General features: G+C 72.4%; 18 protein-coding genes. 17 read left to right on the top strand and 1 reads right to left on the bottom strand.

Going from position 1 to position 18,728, the window contains the following annotated elements:
• The first annotated feature begins 227 nt into the window (after positions 1 to 227).
• The 7 genes from AB0H37_RS06290 to AB0H37_RS06260 all read left to right on the top strand — a co-directional run bounded on the left by AB0H37_RS06290 (position 228) and on the right by AB0H37_RS06260 (position 8,980).
• Positions 228 to 1,823 carry a phospholipid carrier-dependent glycosyltransferase gene (locus AB0H37_RS06290; RefSeq protein WP_360611742.1) on the top strand — a complete coding sequence of 532 codons (1,596 nt, stop codon included), beginning with the start codon at positions 228 to 230 and terminating at the stop codon, positions 1,821 to 1,823.
• Between the two features lie 50 nt (positions 1,824 to 1,873).
• Positions 1,874 to 3,253, top strand: a complete 1,380-nt coding sequence (locus AB0H37_RS06285; RefSeq protein WP_360611741.1) for a DUF6801 domain-containing protein — start codon at positions 1,874 to 1,876, stop codon at positions 3,251 to 3,253.
• A gap of 69 nt (positions 3,254 to 3,322) precedes the next feature.
• Positions 3,323 to 4,336, top strand: a complete 1,014-nt coding sequence (locus AB0H37_RS06280; protein ID WP_360611740.1) for a cupin-like domain-containing protein — start codon at positions 3,323 to 3,325, stop codon at positions 4,334 to 4,336.
• 254 nt (positions 4,337 to 4,590) lie between these two features.
• A complete protein-coding gene (locus tag AB0H37_RS06275) occupies positions 4,591 to 5,916 on the top strand; it encodes a DUF6801 domain-containing protein (protein WP_360611739.1) in 1,326 nt (441 codons plus the stop codon).
• 124 nt (positions 5,917 to 6,040) lie between these two features.
• A complete protein-coding gene (locus AB0H37_RS06270; RefSeq protein ID WP_360611738.1) occupies positions 6,041 to 7,183 on the top strand; it encodes a DUF6801 domain-containing protein in 1,143 nt (380 codons plus the stop codon).
• An 8-nt stretch (positions 7,184 to 7,191) separates the two neighbouring features.
• Complete coding sequence (locus AB0H37_RS06265) at positions 7,192 to 8,415, top strand: lipase family protein (protein WP_360611737.1); 1,224 nt, start codon at positions 7,192 to 7,194, stop codon at positions 8,413 to 8,415.
• A gap of 46 nt (positions 8,416 to 8,461) precedes the next feature.
• Positions 8,462 to 8,980, top strand: coding sequence for a hypothetical protein (locus AB0H37_RS06260; protein ID WP_329096480.1), 519 nt, complete (start codon positions 8,462 to 8,464; stop codon positions 8,978 to 8,980).
• Between the two features lie 43 nt (positions 8,981 to 9,023).
• Here AB0H37_RS06260 and AB0H37_RS06255 read toward each other — a convergent pair whose 3' ends face one another.
• The gene (locus tag AB0H37_RS06255) at positions 9,024 to 9,377 is read right to left on the bottom strand and encodes a hypothetical protein (RefSeq protein ID WP_360611736.1); all 354 of its coding nucleotides are present in this window, start codon (positions 9,375 to 9,377) and stop codon (positions 9,024 to 9,026) included.
• A gap of 78 nt (positions 9,378 to 9,455) precedes the next feature.
• Here AB0H37_RS06255 and AB0H37_RS06250 point away from each other — a divergent pair, with 78 nt between their 5' ends.
• Genes AB0H37_RS06250 through AB0H37_RS06205 form a run of 10 tightly spaced genes read left to right on the top strand, consistent with a single transcriptional unit; the run spans position 9,456 to position 18,728 of the window.
• Positions 9,456 to 10,238 (top strand): ABC transporter permease, encoded by a 783-nt coding sequence (locus AB0H37_RS06250; RefSeq protein WP_179831924.1) that lies wholly within the window; start codon positions 9,456 to 9,458, stop codon positions 10,236 to 10,238.
• 2 nt (positions 10,239 to 10,240) lie between these two features.
• Entirely contained in the window at positions 10,241 to 11,068 is an 828-nt protein-coding gene (locus tag AB0H37_RS06245; protein ID WP_179831925.1) for an ABC transporter permease, read from the top strand.
• Positions 11,065 to 12,321 (top strand): MCE family protein, encoded by a 1,257-nt coding sequence (locus AB0H37_RS06240; RefSeq protein ID WP_360611735.1) that lies wholly within the window; start codon positions 11,065 to 11,067, stop codon positions 12,319 to 12,321. Before AB0H37_RS06245 ends, AB0H37_RS06240 begins: the two co-directional genes overlap by 4 nt.
• Positions 12,318 to 13,358: an MCE family protein gene (locus tag AB0H37_RS06235; protein WP_329096476.1), complete on the top strand. Its 1,041-nt coding sequence runs from the start codon at positions 12,318 to 12,320 to the stop codon at positions 13,356 to 13,358. Before AB0H37_RS06240 ends, AB0H37_RS06235 begins: the two co-directional genes overlap by 4 nt.
• On the top strand, positions 13,355 to 14,398 hold the full coding sequence (locus tag AB0H37_RS06230) for an MCE family protein (RefSeq protein WP_360611734.1): 1,044 nt from the start codon (positions 13,355 to 13,357) through the stop codon (positions 14,396 to 14,398). The genes AB0H37_RS06235 and AB0H37_RS06230 overlap by 4 nt, the downstream gene beginning before the upstream one ends.
• An 11-nt stretch (positions 14,399 to 14,409) precedes the next feature.
• Positions 14,410 to 15,390: an MCE family protein gene (locus AB0H37_RS06225; RefSeq protein ID WP_360611733.1), complete on the top strand. Its 981-nt coding sequence runs from the start codon at positions 14,410 to 14,412 to the stop codon at positions 15,388 to 15,390.
• The gene (locus AB0H37_RS06220; protein ID WP_360611732.1) at positions 15,387 to 16,412 is read left to right on the top strand and encodes an MCE family protein; all 1,026 of its coding nucleotides are present in this window, start codon (positions 15,387 to 15,389) and stop codon (positions 16,410 to 16,412) included. The genes AB0H37_RS06225 and AB0H37_RS06220 overlap by 4 nt, the downstream gene beginning before the upstream one ends.
• Positions 16,412 to 17,659 (top strand): MlaD family protein, encoded by a 1,248-nt coding sequence (locus tag AB0H37_RS06215; protein WP_360611731.1) that lies wholly within the window; start codon positions 16,412 to 16,414, stop codon positions 17,657 to 17,659. The genes AB0H37_RS06220 and AB0H37_RS06215 overlap by 1 nt, the downstream gene beginning before the upstream one ends.
• The gene (locus tag AB0H37_RS06210; RefSeq protein WP_360611730.1) at positions 17,656 to 18,207 is read left to right on the top strand and encodes a hypothetical protein; all 552 of its coding nucleotides are present in this window, start codon (positions 17,656 to 17,658) and stop codon (positions 18,205 to 18,207) included. Before AB0H37_RS06215 ends, AB0H37_RS06210 begins: the two co-directional genes overlap by 4 nt.
• Positions 18,204 to 18,728 carry a hypothetical protein gene (locus tag AB0H37_RS06205; RefSeq protein WP_329096464.1) on the top strand — a complete coding sequence of 175 codons (525 nt, stop codon included), beginning with the start codon at positions 18,204 to 18,206 and terminating at the stop codon, positions 18,726 to 18,728. Before AB0H37_RS06210 ends, AB0H37_RS06205 begins: the two co-directional genes overlap by 4 nt.

The following is an 18,728-nucleotide window of genomic DNA, read 5'->3' as shown; positions in this document are numbered from 1 at the left end:
GCCTGGCCGCTTTCGTGGTGCGGAAATTGCGCATTGCGGGACAGCGGCGTTCGGGAATGTTGTCGCTGGTTTCTATAACGTAATTCGGGTTCCCGGAGCGGGGCATTAGAAAACTCACAGAGGTGAGTGAACGGCTCCTTTTCTTCGTCGCGGACTGGGTTCATCCGGTGGTCCGCCGCTCAATACGGTTCTTCTCCCCATCCACGCCGTAGCGAAGGGGGAGCACGGTGACCGCCTCCGTAGCGGTGGAAGAACCGGCGTCCGCGACCGACGCGCCGGCCGGCCGGCGCGCGTCCGCGTGGGGCTGGCTCGGGCCGCTGCTCGTCGCGGGTTTCGCCGGTTTCCTGGTGTTCCATCGGCTGGGCTCCCCGCACGCCCTCGTCTGGGACGAGACGTACTACGCCAAGGACGCCTGGGCGTTCCTGCACTACGGGGTCGAGCACAACTGGCGGCACGGACCTAGCGGCGGCCTCGCCGACTCCTCCTTCCTCGCCGGGCATCCGGTGGCGGGGCTCGCGGGCGGCGGCGAGTGGGCCGCGCACCCGCCGCTCGGGAAGTGGCTCATCGCCGCCGGAATGGCGGTCTTCGGCTCCGGCCCGTTCGGCTTCCGGTGCGCTGCCGGCGTGGCGGGCGTGCTGGCGGTTCTGCTGCTGGCCCGCATCGCCCGGCGGCTGACCGGCTCGACCGTTCTCGGCTGCGCGGCCGGGCTGCTGCTCGCGCTGGACGGCTCGTGGCTCGTGTCGAGCCGCGCGTCCATGCTCGACATCTTCCTGCTCGTGTGGGTGCTGGCCGGGTTCGGCTGCCTCGTCGCCGATCGGAACCGGACCCGCGTCGCTCTCGTGGCGCGTTCTGAGAACGGGAGGCTTGGCGGGCCGTTCGTCTGGCATGGGTGGCGCCTGGTGGCCGGGGTCTGCTTCGGCCTCGCCTGTGCCACGAAATGGTCCGGCGCCTACGTGCTCGTGTTCTTCTGGGCGCTGGCGCTGATCTGGGACGGGAACGCGCGCAAGGACGCCGGGGCCGTCCGGCCGTGGCGTGGCATGGTCGGGCTCGACCTCCTGCCGTCGCTGCTCCAGGTGTGGGTCGTCGCCGGGATCGTCTATCTGGCCAGTTGGTGGGGCTGGTTCGTCTCGGGGACCTCCCTGCAGAAGGCCCTCTTCGGCCAGAACGTCCCAGGCTTCCAGCGGCGCTGGGCCGAGGCGCATCCGAGCGGCCTGTGGCCGTCGTTCGTGGATCCGCTCCGGTCGCTGTGGCACTACCACGCGATGACACTGGACTTCCACAACGGTGTGACGCAGGCGAATCCCGGCCAATCGTGGCCGTGGCAGTGGCCCGTCCTCGGGCATCCGGCCGTCCTGTGGCGCACGTCCGTGCCGCGGGGGAGCGACGGCTGCGGCGCCGCGACCTGCGTCAGCGAGATCTCCCACCTGGGGACGCCCGCCATCTGGTGGTTCTCCATCGTCGCGCTGCTCGGCATGGTGGTCTCGGCGTTCGCGGCGCGCAGCTGGCGGGCCGCGGCGGTCGTGGGCGGCTACCTCGCGAGCTGGCTGCCCTGGTTCCCGGCCGCGCTCGCCGGCCGGACGATGTACTCCACCTACGCGCTGCCGATGCTGCCGTTCGCGATCCTCGCGATCGTCCTGCTCTTCGACGGCGTCTCCGCCCCGTACCGGGACCGCCCGGTGCCGCGCCTGCTGCTCGGCGCCGCCGGGGCCGCCTACCTCGCGCTCGTCGCGGTGAACCTGGCCCACCTCCTGCCGATCCTCACGGGCCGGCCGGTCCCGGAGGCGGGCTGGCAGGCGCGCCTGTGGCTCCCCGGCTGGACGTGACCTCTCGCCGGCCCGCACATCCGCAGCAGTTCCAGGAGAGGTGATCGACGATGAGGACCCCGGCCCGCTGGAGGCTCGGTGCCGTGACGGCCGTCGGGCTGGGCGCGCTCGTGACCGGATCGCTGCCGGGCGGCACGGCGCGGGCGCAGGAGGCCGACGCCGCCCTGACGTACGCGTGCCGGCTGCCCTCCGGGACGTCGCGGGAGGTCGGCGTCCGGGTGCGGGGGACGTTCCCCGCGACGGGGACGGCCGGGCGGCCCGTGCGGCCCGGGCGCGTCACGGTGAGCGTGACGATCCCCGAGGCCGCGGTGCCCGAGGTGAGCGCGCTGGGGGGCGCCTCCGTCGTCGGCACCGCGGAGCTCGGCGTCTCCGTGCGGCAGAACGGCCAGGCCGCCCCGGCGACCTGGCCGGGGCTCGCCACGCCCGCCACCCCGGTCGCGGACGGCGCCGACCTGGTACTGGCCGCGTCCGGGGACGTCCCGCCGGTCACGCCCGCCGGGACCGGAGACCTCACGTTCGGCGCCGGAGACCTGGCGCTGGAGCTGAGTCCCCGCGACGCCCACGGCGGCGTCCCCGAGGACGCGAAGCCGGCGATCACCATCGGGTGCGAGCCGTCCGGGGAGCACGTCCTCGCCACGGTGCCCGTGCCCGCCGGGACGGCCCCGGCGACGCCCGCGCCGCCGAAGCCCATGCCGCCGAAGACGGGGAAGCGGGCCGCCGCCGAGGCGCCCGGCGGGACCCCGGCCGAGTGCGGGAAGTTCACCGGGCCCACCGACGACTGGTACCCCGGCTGCGTCTACCTGTCCGGGTTCTCCAACGTCACCAAGCTCAAGGGCGCCGCGATCCTGAACGATCCGGAGTTCGGCCGCCCGGCCCTCACCAACCTCGTCTACTCGCTCACCGACACCGGTGCCTCCGTCCGGCAGCGGTTCGTCTCGCCCCTGCGATCGCGGTCGACGTTCCTGACCTTCGGGTTCATGCCGACGACCGCGACGATGGAGATGACGCAGCGTCCCCTGAGGCCCGGTGAGGACTACGGGACGTTCGAGGCCGTCAGCGACATGCAGACGGGCATCCAGTCCGTCAACGCCCACATGCGGATGTCGATCCGCATCTCGGACGTCTCCGTCAACGGCACACCGCTGAACGTCGGCGAGAACTGCCGCACCGCGACCGACGCCGACATCGCCCTCAAGGGCGAGATGACCAGCGTCCTGGAGGGCGGGATGCTCGACGGCTCGTTCAGCATCCCGCGCTTCACCGGCTGCGGCGTCGGCGAGGACCTCGGCCCGCTCTTCAACGGGACCGTCTCCGGCCCCGGGAACCTGCTGCGCGTCAGCCTGGGCGCCACCTGCATCCCGGACGCCGACATCAGCTGCCCGCCGGTCGTCCCCGCGCCCGCGCGCACCGCCCCGCCCCCCGCGGGCTGAACGCACGAGCCCGCCGACCGAACACGCCTGCTGACCGAACGCCTGCTGACCGAACACGGAGGGAACGCCGTGACCACCACCCGACCGAAGGACCAGTGGCGCCGCTGGATCGCCGAGAACCTGCTGCTCGGCAACCCGCCGGAAGCGATCCGCGCGGGGCTGACGAGCAACGGGTTCACCGAGGAGGAGGCCGCCCGCGAGGTGGCCGGCGCGCTGGCGAGCCCGTACGTGCTGGGCGCGACCCGCGTCGCCAACCGGCTCCGCAAGCGCGAGTGGACGCTGACCGTCTACGGGCGGCTCGCCCGGATGCGCGCGGGCGGCGGCGAGATCGTCCGGCGGGAGCGCCTCTCCCGGGACGAGTTCTTCGAGGAGTACTACTTCCAGAACAGGCCGGTCATCATCACCGGGATGCTCAAGTCGTGGCCCGCGCTCGCGAAGTGGGACTTCGACCATCTGCGGGAGACGTGCGGCGACAACGAGGTCGAGGTGCAGTTCGGGCGCGAGTCCGACGAGAACTACGAGATCAACGGGCCGAAGCACAAGCGGCTGATGCCGTTCCGCGAATACGTCGACCTGGTCGAGGCGGCCGGGACGACCAACGACTTCTACATGACGGCCAACAACGCGTCCCGCAACCAGCGGGCACTGGACGTCCTGTGGGACGACGTCGACCCGATCTCCGAGTACCTCGACGGCGACGAGGCCAAGGGCCGCAGTTTCTTCTGGCTCGGCCCGCCCGGCACGAAGACGCCCTACCACCACGACCTGACCAACAACTTCATGGCGCAGGTGATGGGCCGCAAGAAGGTCCGGATGGTGCCGATGCACGACACCGCCCACGTCTACAACACGCTGCACTGCTACTCGGAGGTCGACGGGAGCGACGTCGACTACGAGAGGTTCCCCGCCATGCGCGGGGCGCAGGTGCTGGAGTGCACGCTCGCCCCCGGTGAGCTCCTGTTCATCCCGATCGGGTGGTGGCACTACGTCGAGGGCCTCGACGCCACGATCACGATGAGCTTCACCAACTTCCTCCACGACAACGACTTCGCCTCCGACTACACCACCTACCAGCACCTCTGATCGGCCCGCACCGGTAATCGAGCACCGGATGACAAAGTGCAGAAATGCTGTCGTCCGGTGATCGGATGCTGCCCTGAGAAAGTCGAAGAAATGTCGGATCATGCGCGCCGGACAACATTTTCCAAAAGCCGTTGAACGGTGAGCGTGAACGTCTTCGTTTTTGTCAGTCGATCGTGGAGACTCGCTCGATGGCGGCCGGTAATTTACCGCTTTGAAACGTACGGGAAATCTGGTTCCGGACGAAAGGCAGAAAGTTGGACGACAAGCTCGGTACGCGCAAGCGGCGCACGGCCAAGGGCCTCGCGACCGCGGCCATCGGGGGCCTCGGCCTCTCCCTGCTCGGCGTCGTCGGCGCCGGCCCCGCCCTGGCGGACCCGATCCACCAGACGCTGAACTTCCACTGCGTCTTCCCGCTGATCGGCAACCAGCCGCTCACCGTCGACATCGACAGCGACTTCCCGTCGACCATCAAGGTCGGGGAGCTGTCGCCGCCGTTCCACATCAAGTCGACGGCGCACATCACCGGCGCCATCACCAACGGCCTGCGCGCGGTGAAGGCCGTCACGCTGGAGGGCACGGCCTCCGCCGACTCGGTCGTGTCGGTGCCCGAGGACCCGAACCTGCCGGTCGCGACGGACGTCGTCATCAACAAGGTCGACATCCCGCAGCAGGCGGGGGCGACCTGGGACCTGGTCGCCGAGGGCGACGCGCCGCAGCTGGTGTTCAGCCAGACCGGCGAGGGCAAGATCACCATCGTCGGGCTGACGCAGCACATCAACCCGAAGAAGGCCGACGGCAGCGAGGTCTGGGCCGGCGGCAAGGACGTCGTCTGCACCAAGGACCCGGGGCAGGACGAGCCGTTCGCCCACTTCACCATCACCGACGGCGGCACCCCCACCCCGACGCCCACCCCGACTCCGACCCCCACCCCCACGCCTACTCCGACCCCCACCCCCACTCCGACGCCGACGCCCACTCCCACGCCGACCCCCACCCCGACCCCCACCCCTACTCCCACCCCGACCCCCACTCCCACGCCCACCCCGACTCCGACCCCCACCGGCGGTGAGCACTACGACTTCACCCTCGCCGGTGAGACGTTCGTGAAGGCGCCGAACGGCAAGGCGCCCCTGACCGGCTCCGTCGGCGCCGACCTGAACCTGGACACCGGCGCCGTCTCCGCGGACCTGAGGCTGGAGCCGACGAAGGGCAACTTCCAGATCCTCGGCTTCCTGCCGGTGACCGCCGACATCGGCCTCGTCACGCAGGGCCCGACCACCGGCCTCTACAAGGACGGCCAGCTGACGACCAACAGCAAGGTCATCACCAAGATGTCGTCGTTCAACGCGTTCGGCGCCATCCCGATCGGCGGCGGTGAGAACTGCCAGACGACCGAGCCGTCCGACATCCAGCTCCAGTCGCCCGCGGGCGAGTTCTTCGACCCGGGCGTCGGCGGCAAGATCAGCGGCCAGTACTCGCTCTCGTCGATCGACCAGTGCGGGCCGCTGACCGGCATCCTCAACCTCTTCACCGCCGGTGACGGCAACACCATCGACCTGACCCTCACGCCCAAGGCGTGACGGCGGCGGTGAGCTGACGGTCAACCAAGGCGGGCCCCCGCCGCGCCGCGAACGCGGCGCGCAGCAGGCGCGATGCAGGTCAGGCGCGGTGAGGGGCCCGTCCCGTACGAGGCGAGGTCGACAGGTGACGAAGACGAAGAGAACGGGCGCCGCCCTGGCCCTGGCCGCCGCCCTGCTGGCGTCGAGCCTCGCCGGCGCGGGCACCGCCGCGGCGGGCCCGGCCACCCTCGGGCTGGACTACCACTGCACGTTTCCGCTCCTCGGGCCCCAACCGGTGCACGTGGAGCTCAGCGCGGACGTCCCCGACCGGGTCGCGATCGGCGAGGTGATGCCGGGGATCGTCGTCGACTCGGTGTCGACGGTGGGCGCCGGGTCCGCGCGGGGCCTGCGGGCGCTGTACGCGACGACCCTGGAGGGCCACGCGCTGGCCGACGCGACGCTGACCGTCCCCGAGATGCCGGACGGCCTGCCCGTCGAGGTCGACTCCGCGCTGGACAGGACGCCCATCCCCGCGTCCGGCGGCTTCACCGTGAAGGGACGCGGCACGGCGCCCGACCTGACGTTCACGCAGGCCGGGCTCGGCAAGGTCACCGTCGGGAACCTCGTCCTGACCCTGACCCCGCGGACGGACGACGGCGGCGCCTCCGGGCTCGGCACGTTCGAGTCCGAGTGCACGCAGGACCCGGGGCAGGACGGCGTCCTCGCCTCCTTCGAGATCGTGGACGAGGACGGCGGGCCGGGGGCCGCGCCGTACTCCTACGCGCTCCGGGGCTCCTCCACGATCAAGGCGTCCGGCGGGACGCTCCCGCTGACCGGCGCCCTCGACGCGAAGGTCGACGGCGGTGCGGTCACCGGCGCCCTCACGCTCGACCCGTCCCAGGCCCGGTTCTCGATGCTGGGCTTCCTGCCCGTGACGGCCGACGTCACGTTCGCCGCCGAAGGCGGGACGACCGGGACGTACAAGGACGGCGTCCTCACGACCACCTCCAGGATGACCGCGCGCTTCCCCGCGTTCACGGTGTTCGGCTTCCTGCCGGTCGGGGGCGGCGACGCGTGCCGGACGTCCCAGCCGTCCGGCATCACGTTGACCTCCGCCGCCGGGTTCGACCCGAAGGCGGGCGGCGCCCTGACCGGCGTCTACGAGCTGCCGCCGATCGACGGCTGCGGCGCGCTCACCGGCGCGCTCGGCTCCTCCCTCGCCGGTCCCGGCAACGCGATCACCGTGACGCTCACCCCGAAGCCGAGCACCCAGAAGAAGACGAGCTAGGAGCAGGGATGCCGAACCACCACCCCCGGCGCACGGCGCTCCTCGCCCTGGCCGTCGCGCTGCTGGCCGCGCTCTGCGCCGTCCCCGCGTCCACCGCGCCCGCGTCGGCGGCCCCGGCGACCGACCCCGGCCCGGCCGGGGACGCCTTCTACACCCCGCCCTCGCCGCTGCCGGCCGGCTCCCCGGGCGACGTCATCCGGGCGCGCCCCGCGAAGGCCGGCCCTCCGGCCGCGCGCTCGCTCGCCGACGCCTGGCAGGTCATGTACCTGTCGACCAACGCGCTCGGCGCACCCGTCGCCGTCACGGGGATCGTCCTCGTGCCGAAGAAGGCGGACGCGGCGAAGGCCCCGATCGTCGGGTTCGGCCCCGGCACCAGCGGCCCGGCGTTCCGCTGCGCGCCGTCCAGGTTCATCGACCAGGGCGCCTTCTACGAGCAGGCCGCGCTGAACGCGATGCTCGGCAAGGGCTACGCGGTCGCCGTCACCGACTACGAGGGCTACCACGAGAACCCGGCGACCACCTACGTGGTCGACTCCATGGGCCACTCCGTCATCGACGCGGTCCGCGCGGCGCAGCGGCTCCCCGAGTCGGGCCTCGCGAAGGACGCGCAGGTCGCGTTCCGCGGCTACTCGCAGGGCGGCGCGGCCGCGATGTGGGCGGGGCAGAAGCAGCCGGCGTACGCGCCGGAGCTGAAGCTCACGGGCGTCGTCGGCGGCGGCGTGCCGTCCGACCTCGCCGCCGTGGGCCTGCCGCTGGAGGGCCAGGACCCGTTCGGCTTCCTCCTCTACTCGATGGTCGGCATGGACCACGCCTACCCCGAGCTCGACCTCGCGTCCTACCTCAACGACGCCGGCCGCGCCATGGTCGACGGCCTGGAGGGCGGCGCCTGCACGCTGGAGCTGCTGCTCGACTACAAGGGCAGGACGATCCCCGACTACTTCACCACCAGCCCGTTCGCGACCGAGGCGTGGCTGAACCGGGTGGCGGAGAACCAGCTCGGCGCCGAACCCGTGAAGGTCCCCGTCTTCCAGTACCACTCGGTCTCCGACGAGATCGTCGCGTACGGGCAGGCCAGGCAACTCCGGGACGACTACTGCAAGCTCGGCGTCCCCGTCACGTGGAAGACCTGGGACGGCGTCAGCCACATCACCCTCGTCTACCGCGGCAACGAGGACGCGATGGCGTTCCTCGCCGACCGCTTCGCCGGGAAGCCGGCGACCTCCAACTGCTGAACCCCGACTCGCTGAAGCGGTCACCACCCCCGACAAGGAGACAACCATGGTTCGGCGATCCGTCGCCCTTGTGGCGCTGGCCTCGGCGGCCGCACTGTCCGTGGCCGGATGCGGCTCGGAGAAGAAGGACGGCCCCGAGGTCGCCTGGGCGGGCAGGGCCTGCGGCGTCCTCACCCAGAGCGCCCCGATGCAGGCGCCGAAGCTGGACAGCGCGAGCGTGCTGAAGTCCAAGGCGTCGCTCGTCCGGCTCCTCGACGGCATCTCCGACCGGATGCGGACGCTGGAGACGAACCTGTCCGGGCTCGGCGCGCCGCCCGTCGACAACGGCCAGGCCGTGTTCTCCACCACCATGAACAACCTCACCCGGACGCACTCGACCGTCTCCACCGCGTCCAAGAACCTCAAGCGCGCGAAGGTGACCGACAAGCGGTCGCTGCAACGGGCCGTCGACCAGATGGGCAAGGCGTTCGGGCAGTACAGCGGCTACCAGGGGCCCGAGCAGGACCTCCGGACGAACCCGCAGCTGGCCGCCGCGTTCGCCAAGGCGCCGGCATGCAAGAGATGACACCGCGCCACGCGACGACACCGCGCCACGAGGTGGCGCCGCGTCAGGACCTGGGTGCTCCGGCGGACTTCATGCAGGCCATGAGCGCCTTCTGCGTCCGGCCGTCCTGGGGGTCGGGCCGCCAGCCGGTCGTGTCCTTCGGCACCTTGACGCCCTGCCTGCGCATGCAGGCGACGAACGCGTTCACGACCTTCGGCGGCGCGGACGTCGGCACCCCCGCCGGGGCCTTGGCCGAACCGCCCCTGGCCGAGTCGCCCGCGCCCGGGGCGTCGGAGGGAGAGTCCGTGGCCTCGGCCCGTGCCGGGGCCGACGGGCCCGGTTTCCCGCCGTCGCCCCCGCACGCGGTGAGGGCCAGCGCCGGGACGAGCAGCAGAGCCGCCAGATGAAGTCGGTTCACAGGGGTCCCTCCAGCGGGGTGGGGCCTCGACGATATCGGCCCACCCGAGGGGACCGGGAGAGCAGGAAGGAGGTGCGCATGCCGCCCCTGGCCACGTATCCGCTGAGCGCGCTGCGCGAGGCGGGCCGCATGTTCGCGCTCGGCGCCACCGTGTTCGGCATGGCGTTCCGGCGGCCGTTCCAGGTCCGCGAGTTCGTCGAGCAGTTCTGGTTCATCGCCAGCGTCACGATCCTGCCGACCGCGCTCGTGTCGATCCCGTTCGGCGCGGTGACCTCGCTGCAGGTCGGCTCCCTCACCCAGCAGTTCGGCGCGCAGTCGTTCACCGGCGCCGCCAGCGTCCTGGTGGTGATCCAGCAGGCCAGCCCGATGATCGTGGCGCTGCTGGTGTCGGGGGTGGCGGGCTCGACGATCTGCGCGGACATCGGGGCCCGGACGATCCGCGAGGAGCTGGACGCGATGGAGGTGCTCGGCGTCTCGCCCGTCCAGCGGCTCGTCGTCCCGCGCGTCCTCGCCTGCGTCGCCGTGGCGTTCCTGCTGAACGGCCTCGTCTCGGTCGTCGGCGTCGCGGGCGGCTACTACTTCAACGTCATGATGCAGGGCGGGACGCCCGGCGCCTACGTCGCGAGCTTCTCCGCCCTCGCCCAGCTCCCCGACCTCTACGTCGGCGAGGCGAAGGCGCTGCTGTTCGGCTTCGTCGCCGGAATCGTCGCCGCCTACCGGGGCCTGAACCCGAAGGGCGGCCCGAAGGGCGTCGGAGACGTGGTGAACCAGTCGGTCGTCATCACGTTCCTGCTCCTGTTCCTGCTCAACCTCGTGATCACCGGGATCTACCTCCAGGTCGTCCCGCCGAAGGGAGGCTGAGCATGGCCGCACTGAGAGCGGGACCGGCCGGGTGGTTCGCGTGGCTGGACCAGCCCGGCGACCAGGGCGTCTTCTACGTCCGGGCGCTGCTGTGGACGCCGCGCGCCGTCCACCGCTACCGCAAGGAGGTGCAGCGGCTGCTCTCGGAGGTCGCGTTCGGCAGCGGCGGCCTCGGCGTGATCGGCGGGACGATCGGCGTGATGGTCGCGATGACCCTCGCGACCGGCGTCGTCGTCGGCATGCAGGGCTACTCGGCCCTCCAGCAGATCGGGACCTCGGCGTTCACCGGGTTCGCCTCCGCCTACATCAACACCCGCGAGATCGCCCCGGTGGTGTCGGGCCTGGCGCTGTCGGCGACGGTCGGCGCGGGGTTCACCGCACAGCTCGGCGCCATGCGCATCAGCGACGAGGTGGACGCCCTGGAGGTCATGGGCATCCCGTCGCTGCCGTACCTGGTGACGACCCGGATCGTCGCGGGCGCCGTCGCGATCCTCCCGCTGTACGCGATCGGGCTGCTGTGCGCCTACCTGGCGTCCCGGGAGGTCACGGTCCTGGTCAACGGGCAGTCGGCGGGTACCTACGACCACTACTTCGGGCTGTTCCTGTCGCCGGTGGACGTCGTGCTGTCGTTCTTCAAGGTGCTGGTGTTCAGCGTCCTGGTGATCCTGTCGCACTGCTACTACGGCTACCGCGCGGCCGGGGGACCGGCCGGGGTGGGGCGGGCCGTCGGCCGCGCGGTCCGCACGTCCATCGTCCTGATCAGCGTCAGCGACTTCTTCTTCAGCCTCGCGCTCTGGGGCACCAACACGACGGTGAAGGTGGCCGGGTGAACGCCCGCGGGACCCTGGGCCGTCGGCTCGCGGGGGTGGCGTTCCTGCTCGTGCCGGTCCTGCTGGTCTGGCTGTCGATCGCCGTCTACGGCAAGAAGTTCACGGGCGTCGCCTGGGTGACGCTGCGGACGGCGAGCGCGGGCAGCGAGATGCGCCCGCACGCCGACGTGAAGCTGCGCGGCGTGGTCGTCGGCGAGGTCCGCGAGATCTCCTCGGACGGCGGCGTCGCCACGCTGAGGCTCGCGATCCGGCCGGACAAGGTGAGGCTGCTGCCGCGCAACGTGTCGGCGCAGCTCCTGCCGACGACGCTGTTCGGGGCGCGGTTCGTCGCGCTCGTCCCGCCCGCGCGGCCGTCCCCCGAGCGGCTCACCGCCGGGAGCGTCATCAGCCAGGACCGGTCGGCGAACGCGATCGAGCTCCAGCAGGTGATGGACCACCTGTACCCGCTGCTCACGGCCGTCCGGCCGGCGGAGCTGGCGGCGACGCTCACCGCCGTGTCCCAGGCCCTGGACGGGCGGGGCGCCGACCTCGGGCGGACGATCGTCGAGCTGGACGCCTACCTCAAGAAGATCAACCCGAGCCTGCCCGCCCTCAACCGCGACATCAGGCTGCTCGTCGAGGTGAGCCGCGACTACACCGAGGCCGCGCCCGACATCCTCCAGGCCCTCCACGACTTCGGCTACACGAGCCGGTCGCTGGTCGAGCAGAGGAACGACCTCGCGCGGCTGTACGCGTCGGTGACGGACGCCTCCGAGGACCTGGCCGACTTCCTGCACGAGAACTCCGCCAACGTCATCCGCCTCTCGGCCGCGAGCCGTCCGACGCTCGAACTGCTGAAGGAGTACTCGCCCGAGTACCCGTGCACGCTGCGGATGCTGACCGACTTCGTCCCGGTGATGGACAAGGTGCTCGGCAAGGGCACCGGCCGGCCCGGACTGCACGTGAACGTCAGGACGCTGCCGTCCAAGGGGCGCTACGTCCCGGGCAAGGACCGTCCGCGCTACACCGACAAGAGCGGCCCGCACTGCTACCCGGTGGGCGGGACCGCCGTCCCGAGGTCGGCGCCGGCGGATGCGGCCACGCCCGTCGCGGTGGCGCCGGGCGCGCTCGGCCTGCCGAACTCGCCCGAGGAGAACCGCCTCGTCAACGAGCTGCTCGCCCCCGGGCTCCAGGACGTCCCGGAGGCGCTTCCGGACTGGAGCAGCGTCCTCGTCGGGCCCGTCTACCGGGGCACGGAGGTGAGGCTGAGATGAACCGGAGGGGCCTGGCGAAACCGCTGGTCAAGTCGCTGGCGTTCGTCGCGGTGACCGTGGTGGCGACCGCGATGCTCGCGCTCAGCATCACCCGGACCGGCGGCGGCGACACCGTCTCCTACCGGGCGCGGTTCACCGACGCGTCCGGGCTGCGCGAGGGCGACGGCGTCCGGATCGCGGGCGTCGAGGTCGGCAGGGTCGGCCGCATCGAGGTCGTGGACCGCCGCGTCGCGCTCGTGTCGTTCTCCGTCGAGCGCGGGCGCCGGCTGCCCGCCGCGTCCACCGCGACGATCAAGTATCTGAACCTGATCGGGCAGCGGTACGTCGAGCTGGGGCGCGGCGCCGGGACCGCCGGAACGCTGCGGCCCGGCGCCACCATCCCGGTCGAGCGGACGGCCCCCGCGCTGAACCTGACGCAGCTCTTCAACGGATTCCAGCCGCTGTTCCAGGCGCTGTCGCCGCGGGACGTCAACCAGCTCGCCGGGTCGATCGTGCAGGTGCTGCAGGGCGAGGGCGGGACGGTCGAGGGACTGCTGTCCACCGTCGGGTCGCTGACGCGCGGCATCGCCGACAAGGACCAGGTCATCGGGCAGGTCGTCGACAACCTGAACGTCGTCCTCGACACGATCAACTCGCGTGGCGACGACCTCGGCGACCTGATCGGGACGCTGCGGCGGCTCGTGTCCGGGCTGGCCGCCGACCGCACCGCGATCGGCGAGGCGATCGGTGCGCTGGACGACCTCGCGAGCACCACCACCGGCCTGCTGCGCGACGGCCGCGAACCGCTCAGGCGCGACATCGCGCAGCTCGGGCGGTTGTCGGAGAACCTGTCGGACGACTCCCCGAAGGTCGAGTCGTTCCTGCGGCTGCTGCCGGTGAAGATGACCGCGATCGGGCGCATCGCCTCCTACGGGTCGTGGATGAACCTCTACCTCTGCGAGGCCGACCTCAGCGGCGCCACCTACCGGCAGTACCCGGGCGAGGAGCATCCGCCGCCCACCGGTGTCCCGCTCACGGCCGAAAGGTGCGGCGCATGAAGAAGAGTCGCCCGTCCGCCCGCCGGCGGCCCCGGCTGAGACCCGTCCGGGAGCGGAACCCGGTCGCGGTCGCGGTCGTGTCGCTCGTGCTGATCACCGCGCTGGGCCTGCTGGCGTTCAACGCCAGGGACCTGCCGGTGATCGGCGGCGGCACCCGCTACACCGCCGAGTTCGGCGAGGCCGCCGGGCTGCGTCCCGGCAACGAGGTCCGCGTCGCCGGGGTGAAGGTCGGCGAGGTCACGGGGGTCCGGCTGGACGGCGCGAAGGTCGCCGTCGCCTTCCGGGTGCGCGACACCTGGGTCGGGGACGCCAGCACCGCCGCCATCGCGATCAAGACGCTGCTCGGCGACAAGTTCCTCGCCGTGGACCCGCTCGGCGCCCGGCCGCAGGATCCGCGCCGCCGCATCCCCCTCGCCCGGACGACCTCCCCCTACGACGTGACGAAGGCGTTCGAGGACCTCGCCGGGACGGTCGGGCAGGTCGACTCGGCCAAGCTCGCCGCCGGCCTGGACGCGATCTCCACGACGTTCTCCGGGACGGCGCCGAGCGTGCGCAGGGCGCTGGACGGCGTCTCGGCGCTGTCGAAGACGATCTCGTCGCGGGACGCCGAGCTGGCGCGGCTGCTCGCCAACACGCGGCAGGTCACGGGGACGATGGCGGGCCAGAGCGCGAACATCGAGGCGCTGCTGCGGGACGGGAACCTGCTGCTCGGCGAGATCCGGCGCCGCCGCGAGGCGATCCACGCGCTGCTCACCGGCACGCAGGCGCTGTCGCGGCAGCTCATCGGGCTCGTCGAGGACAACCAGCGGCAGCTCGGCCCGACGCTGCGCGCCCTCGGCCGCGTCACCGACCTGCTGCGCAGGAACCAGGACGACCTCGACCGGGCGCTGAGGACGGCCGGCCCCTACACGCGGCTGCTCGGCAACACGCTCGGCAACGGTCGCTGGATGGACGGCTACCTGTGCGGGCTCGTCCCGAAGGGGTACGGGGCGAAGGCTCCGGACAAAGGGTGCATGCCGCCCAAGAAGGGGGGTGGCTGATGCTGCGCCGGATGAGTGTCCCGCTGGTCGCCGCCGGGCTCGCCGTCGTGGTCGCCGCCGTCGTCCTGGTCGCCCTGCGCGACCCGGGCGGCACCCGGATCACCGTGTACTTCCCGACCGCGGTCGGCGTCTACAGGGGCTCCGACGTGCGGGTGCTCGGCGTGAAGGTCGGCACGGTCGACTCCGTCCGGGCCGAGGGGACCCGGGTCCGGACGGTCATGACCGTCGACCGCGGCGTGGACGTCCCGGCCGGGGCGAAGGCCGTGGCGGTCGCGCCGAGCCTGGTGGCCGACCGGTACGTCCAGCTCACGCCCGCCTACACGTCCGGCCCGAAGATGGCGGCCGGGACGGTGATCCCGGCCGACCGGACCGCGACGCCCATGGAGCTCGACAGGGTCTACGACAGCATCCGCAAGCTGGCCGCCGACCTCGGGCCCAAGGGCCTGAACAAGGACGGCGCGCTGTCGCGGCTCCTCGAAACGGGCGCGGAGAACCTGAGCGGCAACGGGCGCGACATCCGCACGACCACCGAGCGGATGGCGCAGGCGGCCAGGACGCTGTCCGGTTCGCAGAAGGACCTGTTCGCGACGATCCGCGGCCTCCAGACGTTCACGACGACGCTGAAGACCAACGACGGGCAGGTCAGGGAGGCGGAGCGACAGCTCGCCGACGTCTCCGGCTTCCTCGCCGACGACCGGGAGGAGCTCGACGCCGCGCTGCGGGCGCTGGCGGAGGCGCTCGCCCGGGTCAAGGCGTTCGTGCACGACAACCGGAAGCAGATCGCCGGGAACGTCGGGAAACTCGCCGACATCACGCAGCTGCTGGTGAAGCAGCGCCGGTCGCTGGCGGAGGCCCTGGACGTCCAGCCGCTCAACGCGACCAACATCCTGAACGCCTACGACCCGGCGACGCGGTCGCTGATGGGGCGGCAGAACCTCGGCGAGCTGGCCCCGCCGCTGCCGGCGGCCGGGCCGCGGAAGGCGGAGCCATGATCCGGCAGGTCGTGTGGACGGCCCTGACCTGCGTCGCCCTCGGCGGCTGCGGCTTCTCCGGCGCGGCGGACCTCCCGCTGCCGGGCGGCGCCGATCTCGGCGGCCACCCGTACACCGTGCGGGCGCGGTTCGCGAACGTGCTGAACCTCGTCCCGCAGTCGGCGGTGAAGGTCAACGACGTCGCGGTCGGGCGGGTGGTGAAGGTCGCGCTGCCCCGGGACGGCTGGACGGCCGAGGTCACCATGAAGGTCAACGGCGATGTCCGGATCCCCGCGAACGCCTACGCCGAACTGCGCCAGTCGAGCCTGCTGGGCGAGAAGTTCGTGCAGCTCAGCGCGGGACCCCAGGGCAGGGCCCAGACCGCCGCGGGGACGGGCGCGCTGGCGGACGGCGCGGTGATCCCGGAATCCCGGACGAACCGGAACCCCGAGGTCGAGGAGGTCTTCGGCGCGCTGTCGATGCTGCTGAACGGCGGCGGCATCGCGCAGCTCCGGACGATCACCGTCGAGCTGAACCGGGCGCTCGGCGGCAACGAGGCGCACGTCCGGTCGCTGCTGGAGCAGGCCCGCAGGCTCGTCGGCGACCTGGACGCGAACAGGCAGGGCATCACCGACGCCCTCGACGGCCTGAACCGGCTGTCGGCCACGCTGCGCGGCCGCAAGGACCAGATCGGCGTCGCCCTCGACGACATCGAACCCGGCCTCGCGGTGCTGGCCGAGCAGCGCGGGGCGCTCGTCCGGATGCTGCGGTCGCTGGACGGGCTGTCGCGTGCGGCGGTCACGACCGTCCGGCGCAGCAAGGACGACATGATCGCCGACCTGCGCGCCCTCGAACCGACGCTGCGCAAGCTGTCCGACGCCGGCCGCGACCTGCCGAACGCGTTGCAGGTGCTGGTGACGTATCCGTTCACCGACGCCGTCCTGCCCGCGGTGAAGGGCGACTACCTGAACGTCTACCTCCAGATCACCGCCCGGCCCGGGACGCGGGTCGTCCCGCCGATCAAGCCCGCGCAGGGGGACTGATGCTGACCGCGGCCACCAGGGTCAAGAACCTCGTCTTCCTCGTCGTCGGCCTGCTGGCGATGGGCTACGTCGGCCTCTCCTACGCCGACCTCGGCGGGTACGTCGGCTACCGCGACTACTACGTCGTGCGGGCCGACCTCGCCGAGGCGGGCGGCCTCGCGGAGAACGCCGACGTCACCTACCGGGGCACATCGGTCGGACGGGTCGGCGCGCTGCACCTGACCGGCGACGGCGTGCTGGCCGACCTGAAGATCAAGAAGTCGGCGCCGCGGGTTCCCGCACGCACGCAGGCCGTCGTCGCGAACCGGTCGGCGATCGGCGAGCAGTACATCGACCTCCGCCCCGCCACGGGCGCGGGGCCGTTCCTGGCGGGCGGCTCGGTGATCCCGCGCTCGTCCACGGCGACTCCGGCCCCGGTGACGGACCTGCTCACCAGCGTGAACGCGCTCGCCTCGTCCGTCCCCACCGACGCGCTGCGGACGGTCGTCGGGGAGCTGGGCCAGGCGTTCGCCGGGCAGGGGCCCAACCTCCAGGTCCTGCTGGACGGCACGAGGTCGCTCACCCGCGCCGCGAACGAGAACGCGGAGCCGACCCTCTCGCTCATCGGCGACGGCGAGACCGTCCTGCGCACCCAGAACCAGGAGGCCGCGTCGTTGAAGGCGTTCGGCCGCAACGCGCGGCTCCTCTCCGAGCAGCTGCGCAAGTCCGACCCGGCCTTCCGGAAACTGGTGGCGACGGCGCCGGGCGCGGCGGGCGAGTTCCGGACGCTGGTGCGCGACCTCGACCCGTCCCTCAGCGTCCTGGTCGCGAACCTGCTGACCACGTCCGAGCTGCTGGAACCACGGGCGGACGGCCTGGAACAGCTCCTGGCGAAGCTGCCCGCGGCCGTCTCCACCGGCATGTCGGTCGCCCAGGACGGCAGGCTCGACTTCGGGATGGTCACGACGTTCTTCAACCCGCCGGACTGCACGAGCGGCTACGGCGGCACGAAGTACCGCAACGGCCTCGACACCTCGCGCGGCCCGGCGCTCAACACGGCCGCCCACTGCGGCGCGCCGCCGTCGAGCGGCGTGAACGTGCGCGGCGCGGGAAACGCTCCGCGACGTCCGGTCCCGGCTCCGGCGCGGGCGGGCTCGGTGCTCTCCGCTGGTTCGCCCGCCCTTCCGGGCGCGCTCGCTCTGCCGGGCGTCGCGGATGGACCCGCCGGCATGGGCGGCCTGCTCGGCGTCGAGGGAGCAGGCGAATGACCGCGAGCGCCGAGCGGGGGGCCCGGAGGCGGCGGGACGGGCTCCTCGCCGGATGGGGGCTGGTCGGGTGGGCGGCGATCGCGGCCGCCGCCCTGTTCCTCGCCTGGTCGGGCTGGACGGTGCGGCGAGACGAACCGGACGCGCGGAGCGGGCCCGAACGCGCGCGGGACGTCGTGCTGCGGAGCGCCCGGGAGCAGATCGCCGCGCTCAACTCGATGGACCCCGCGCGGGTGGACGCCGGGCTGCGCGCCTGGCGGGACGCCTCCACCGGCGCGCTGCACGACCAGCTCGCCCGGGACGAGCCGCGGAACCGCACCAAGATCGGCCAGTCGCGGACCACCGCCGCGGCGACCGTCACCGGAGCCGCCGTCACGTCGCTCGACGTCCGGGAGGGGAAGGCGAAGGTCATCGCGTCCGTGCAGGTGAAGCTGGCTTTGCAGGGCGGTGCGCCCACGGTGCAGCGCAAGCGGTTCGAGATGGGGGCGGTCCGCACGGCGTCCGGCTGGAAGCTCGAATCGCTCACCGCGATCCCGGTCGGTTCACGATGAGGCGGCTGCTCGGGCTCTACCGGCCGTTCTCCGTCGCGCTCGCGCTCGTCGTGCTCGCGCTGGCCCTGCGCCCCGCCGCCGGGACGGCACGTGACCACGGGCTGAGGGGCGAGAAGGAGCCTGCGCGCGACACCGCCGTCCTGGACGACGTGGCCACGACCGAGGTGGTCGGGGACGTGTCGACGGCCCTCGCCCGGGTGTTCAGCTACGCGCCGGACGACGTCGCCGCCACCGAGCAGGCCGCGGGGCGGGAGCTGGCAGGCCGGGCGCTGGACGAGTACCGGCGGCTCTTCGCGCAGGTCAGGCAGCAGGCCCCGGCCCAGCGCGTCACGCTCGCCACCCGTGTCGTCCGCGCCGGGGTCGTCTCGCTGACCGGCGACGACGCCCGCCTCCTGGTCTTCCTCGACCAGACCGCCACCCGCGCGGGCGAACCGGACGGGACGCCCGCCGCCGCGCAGCTCATGGTGACCGCGCACCGCGACCGCGGCCACTGGACGATCACCGGTCTCACCTCGGCCTGA

The organism is Actinomadura sp. NPDC023710, from assembly GCF_040639875.1.
Classification (GTDB): domain Bacteria; phylum Actinomycetota; class Actinomycetes; order Streptosporangiales; family Streptosporangiaceae; genus Spirillospora; species Spirillospora citrea.
This window is presented reverse-complemented; position numbering and strand designations above follow the sequence as displayed.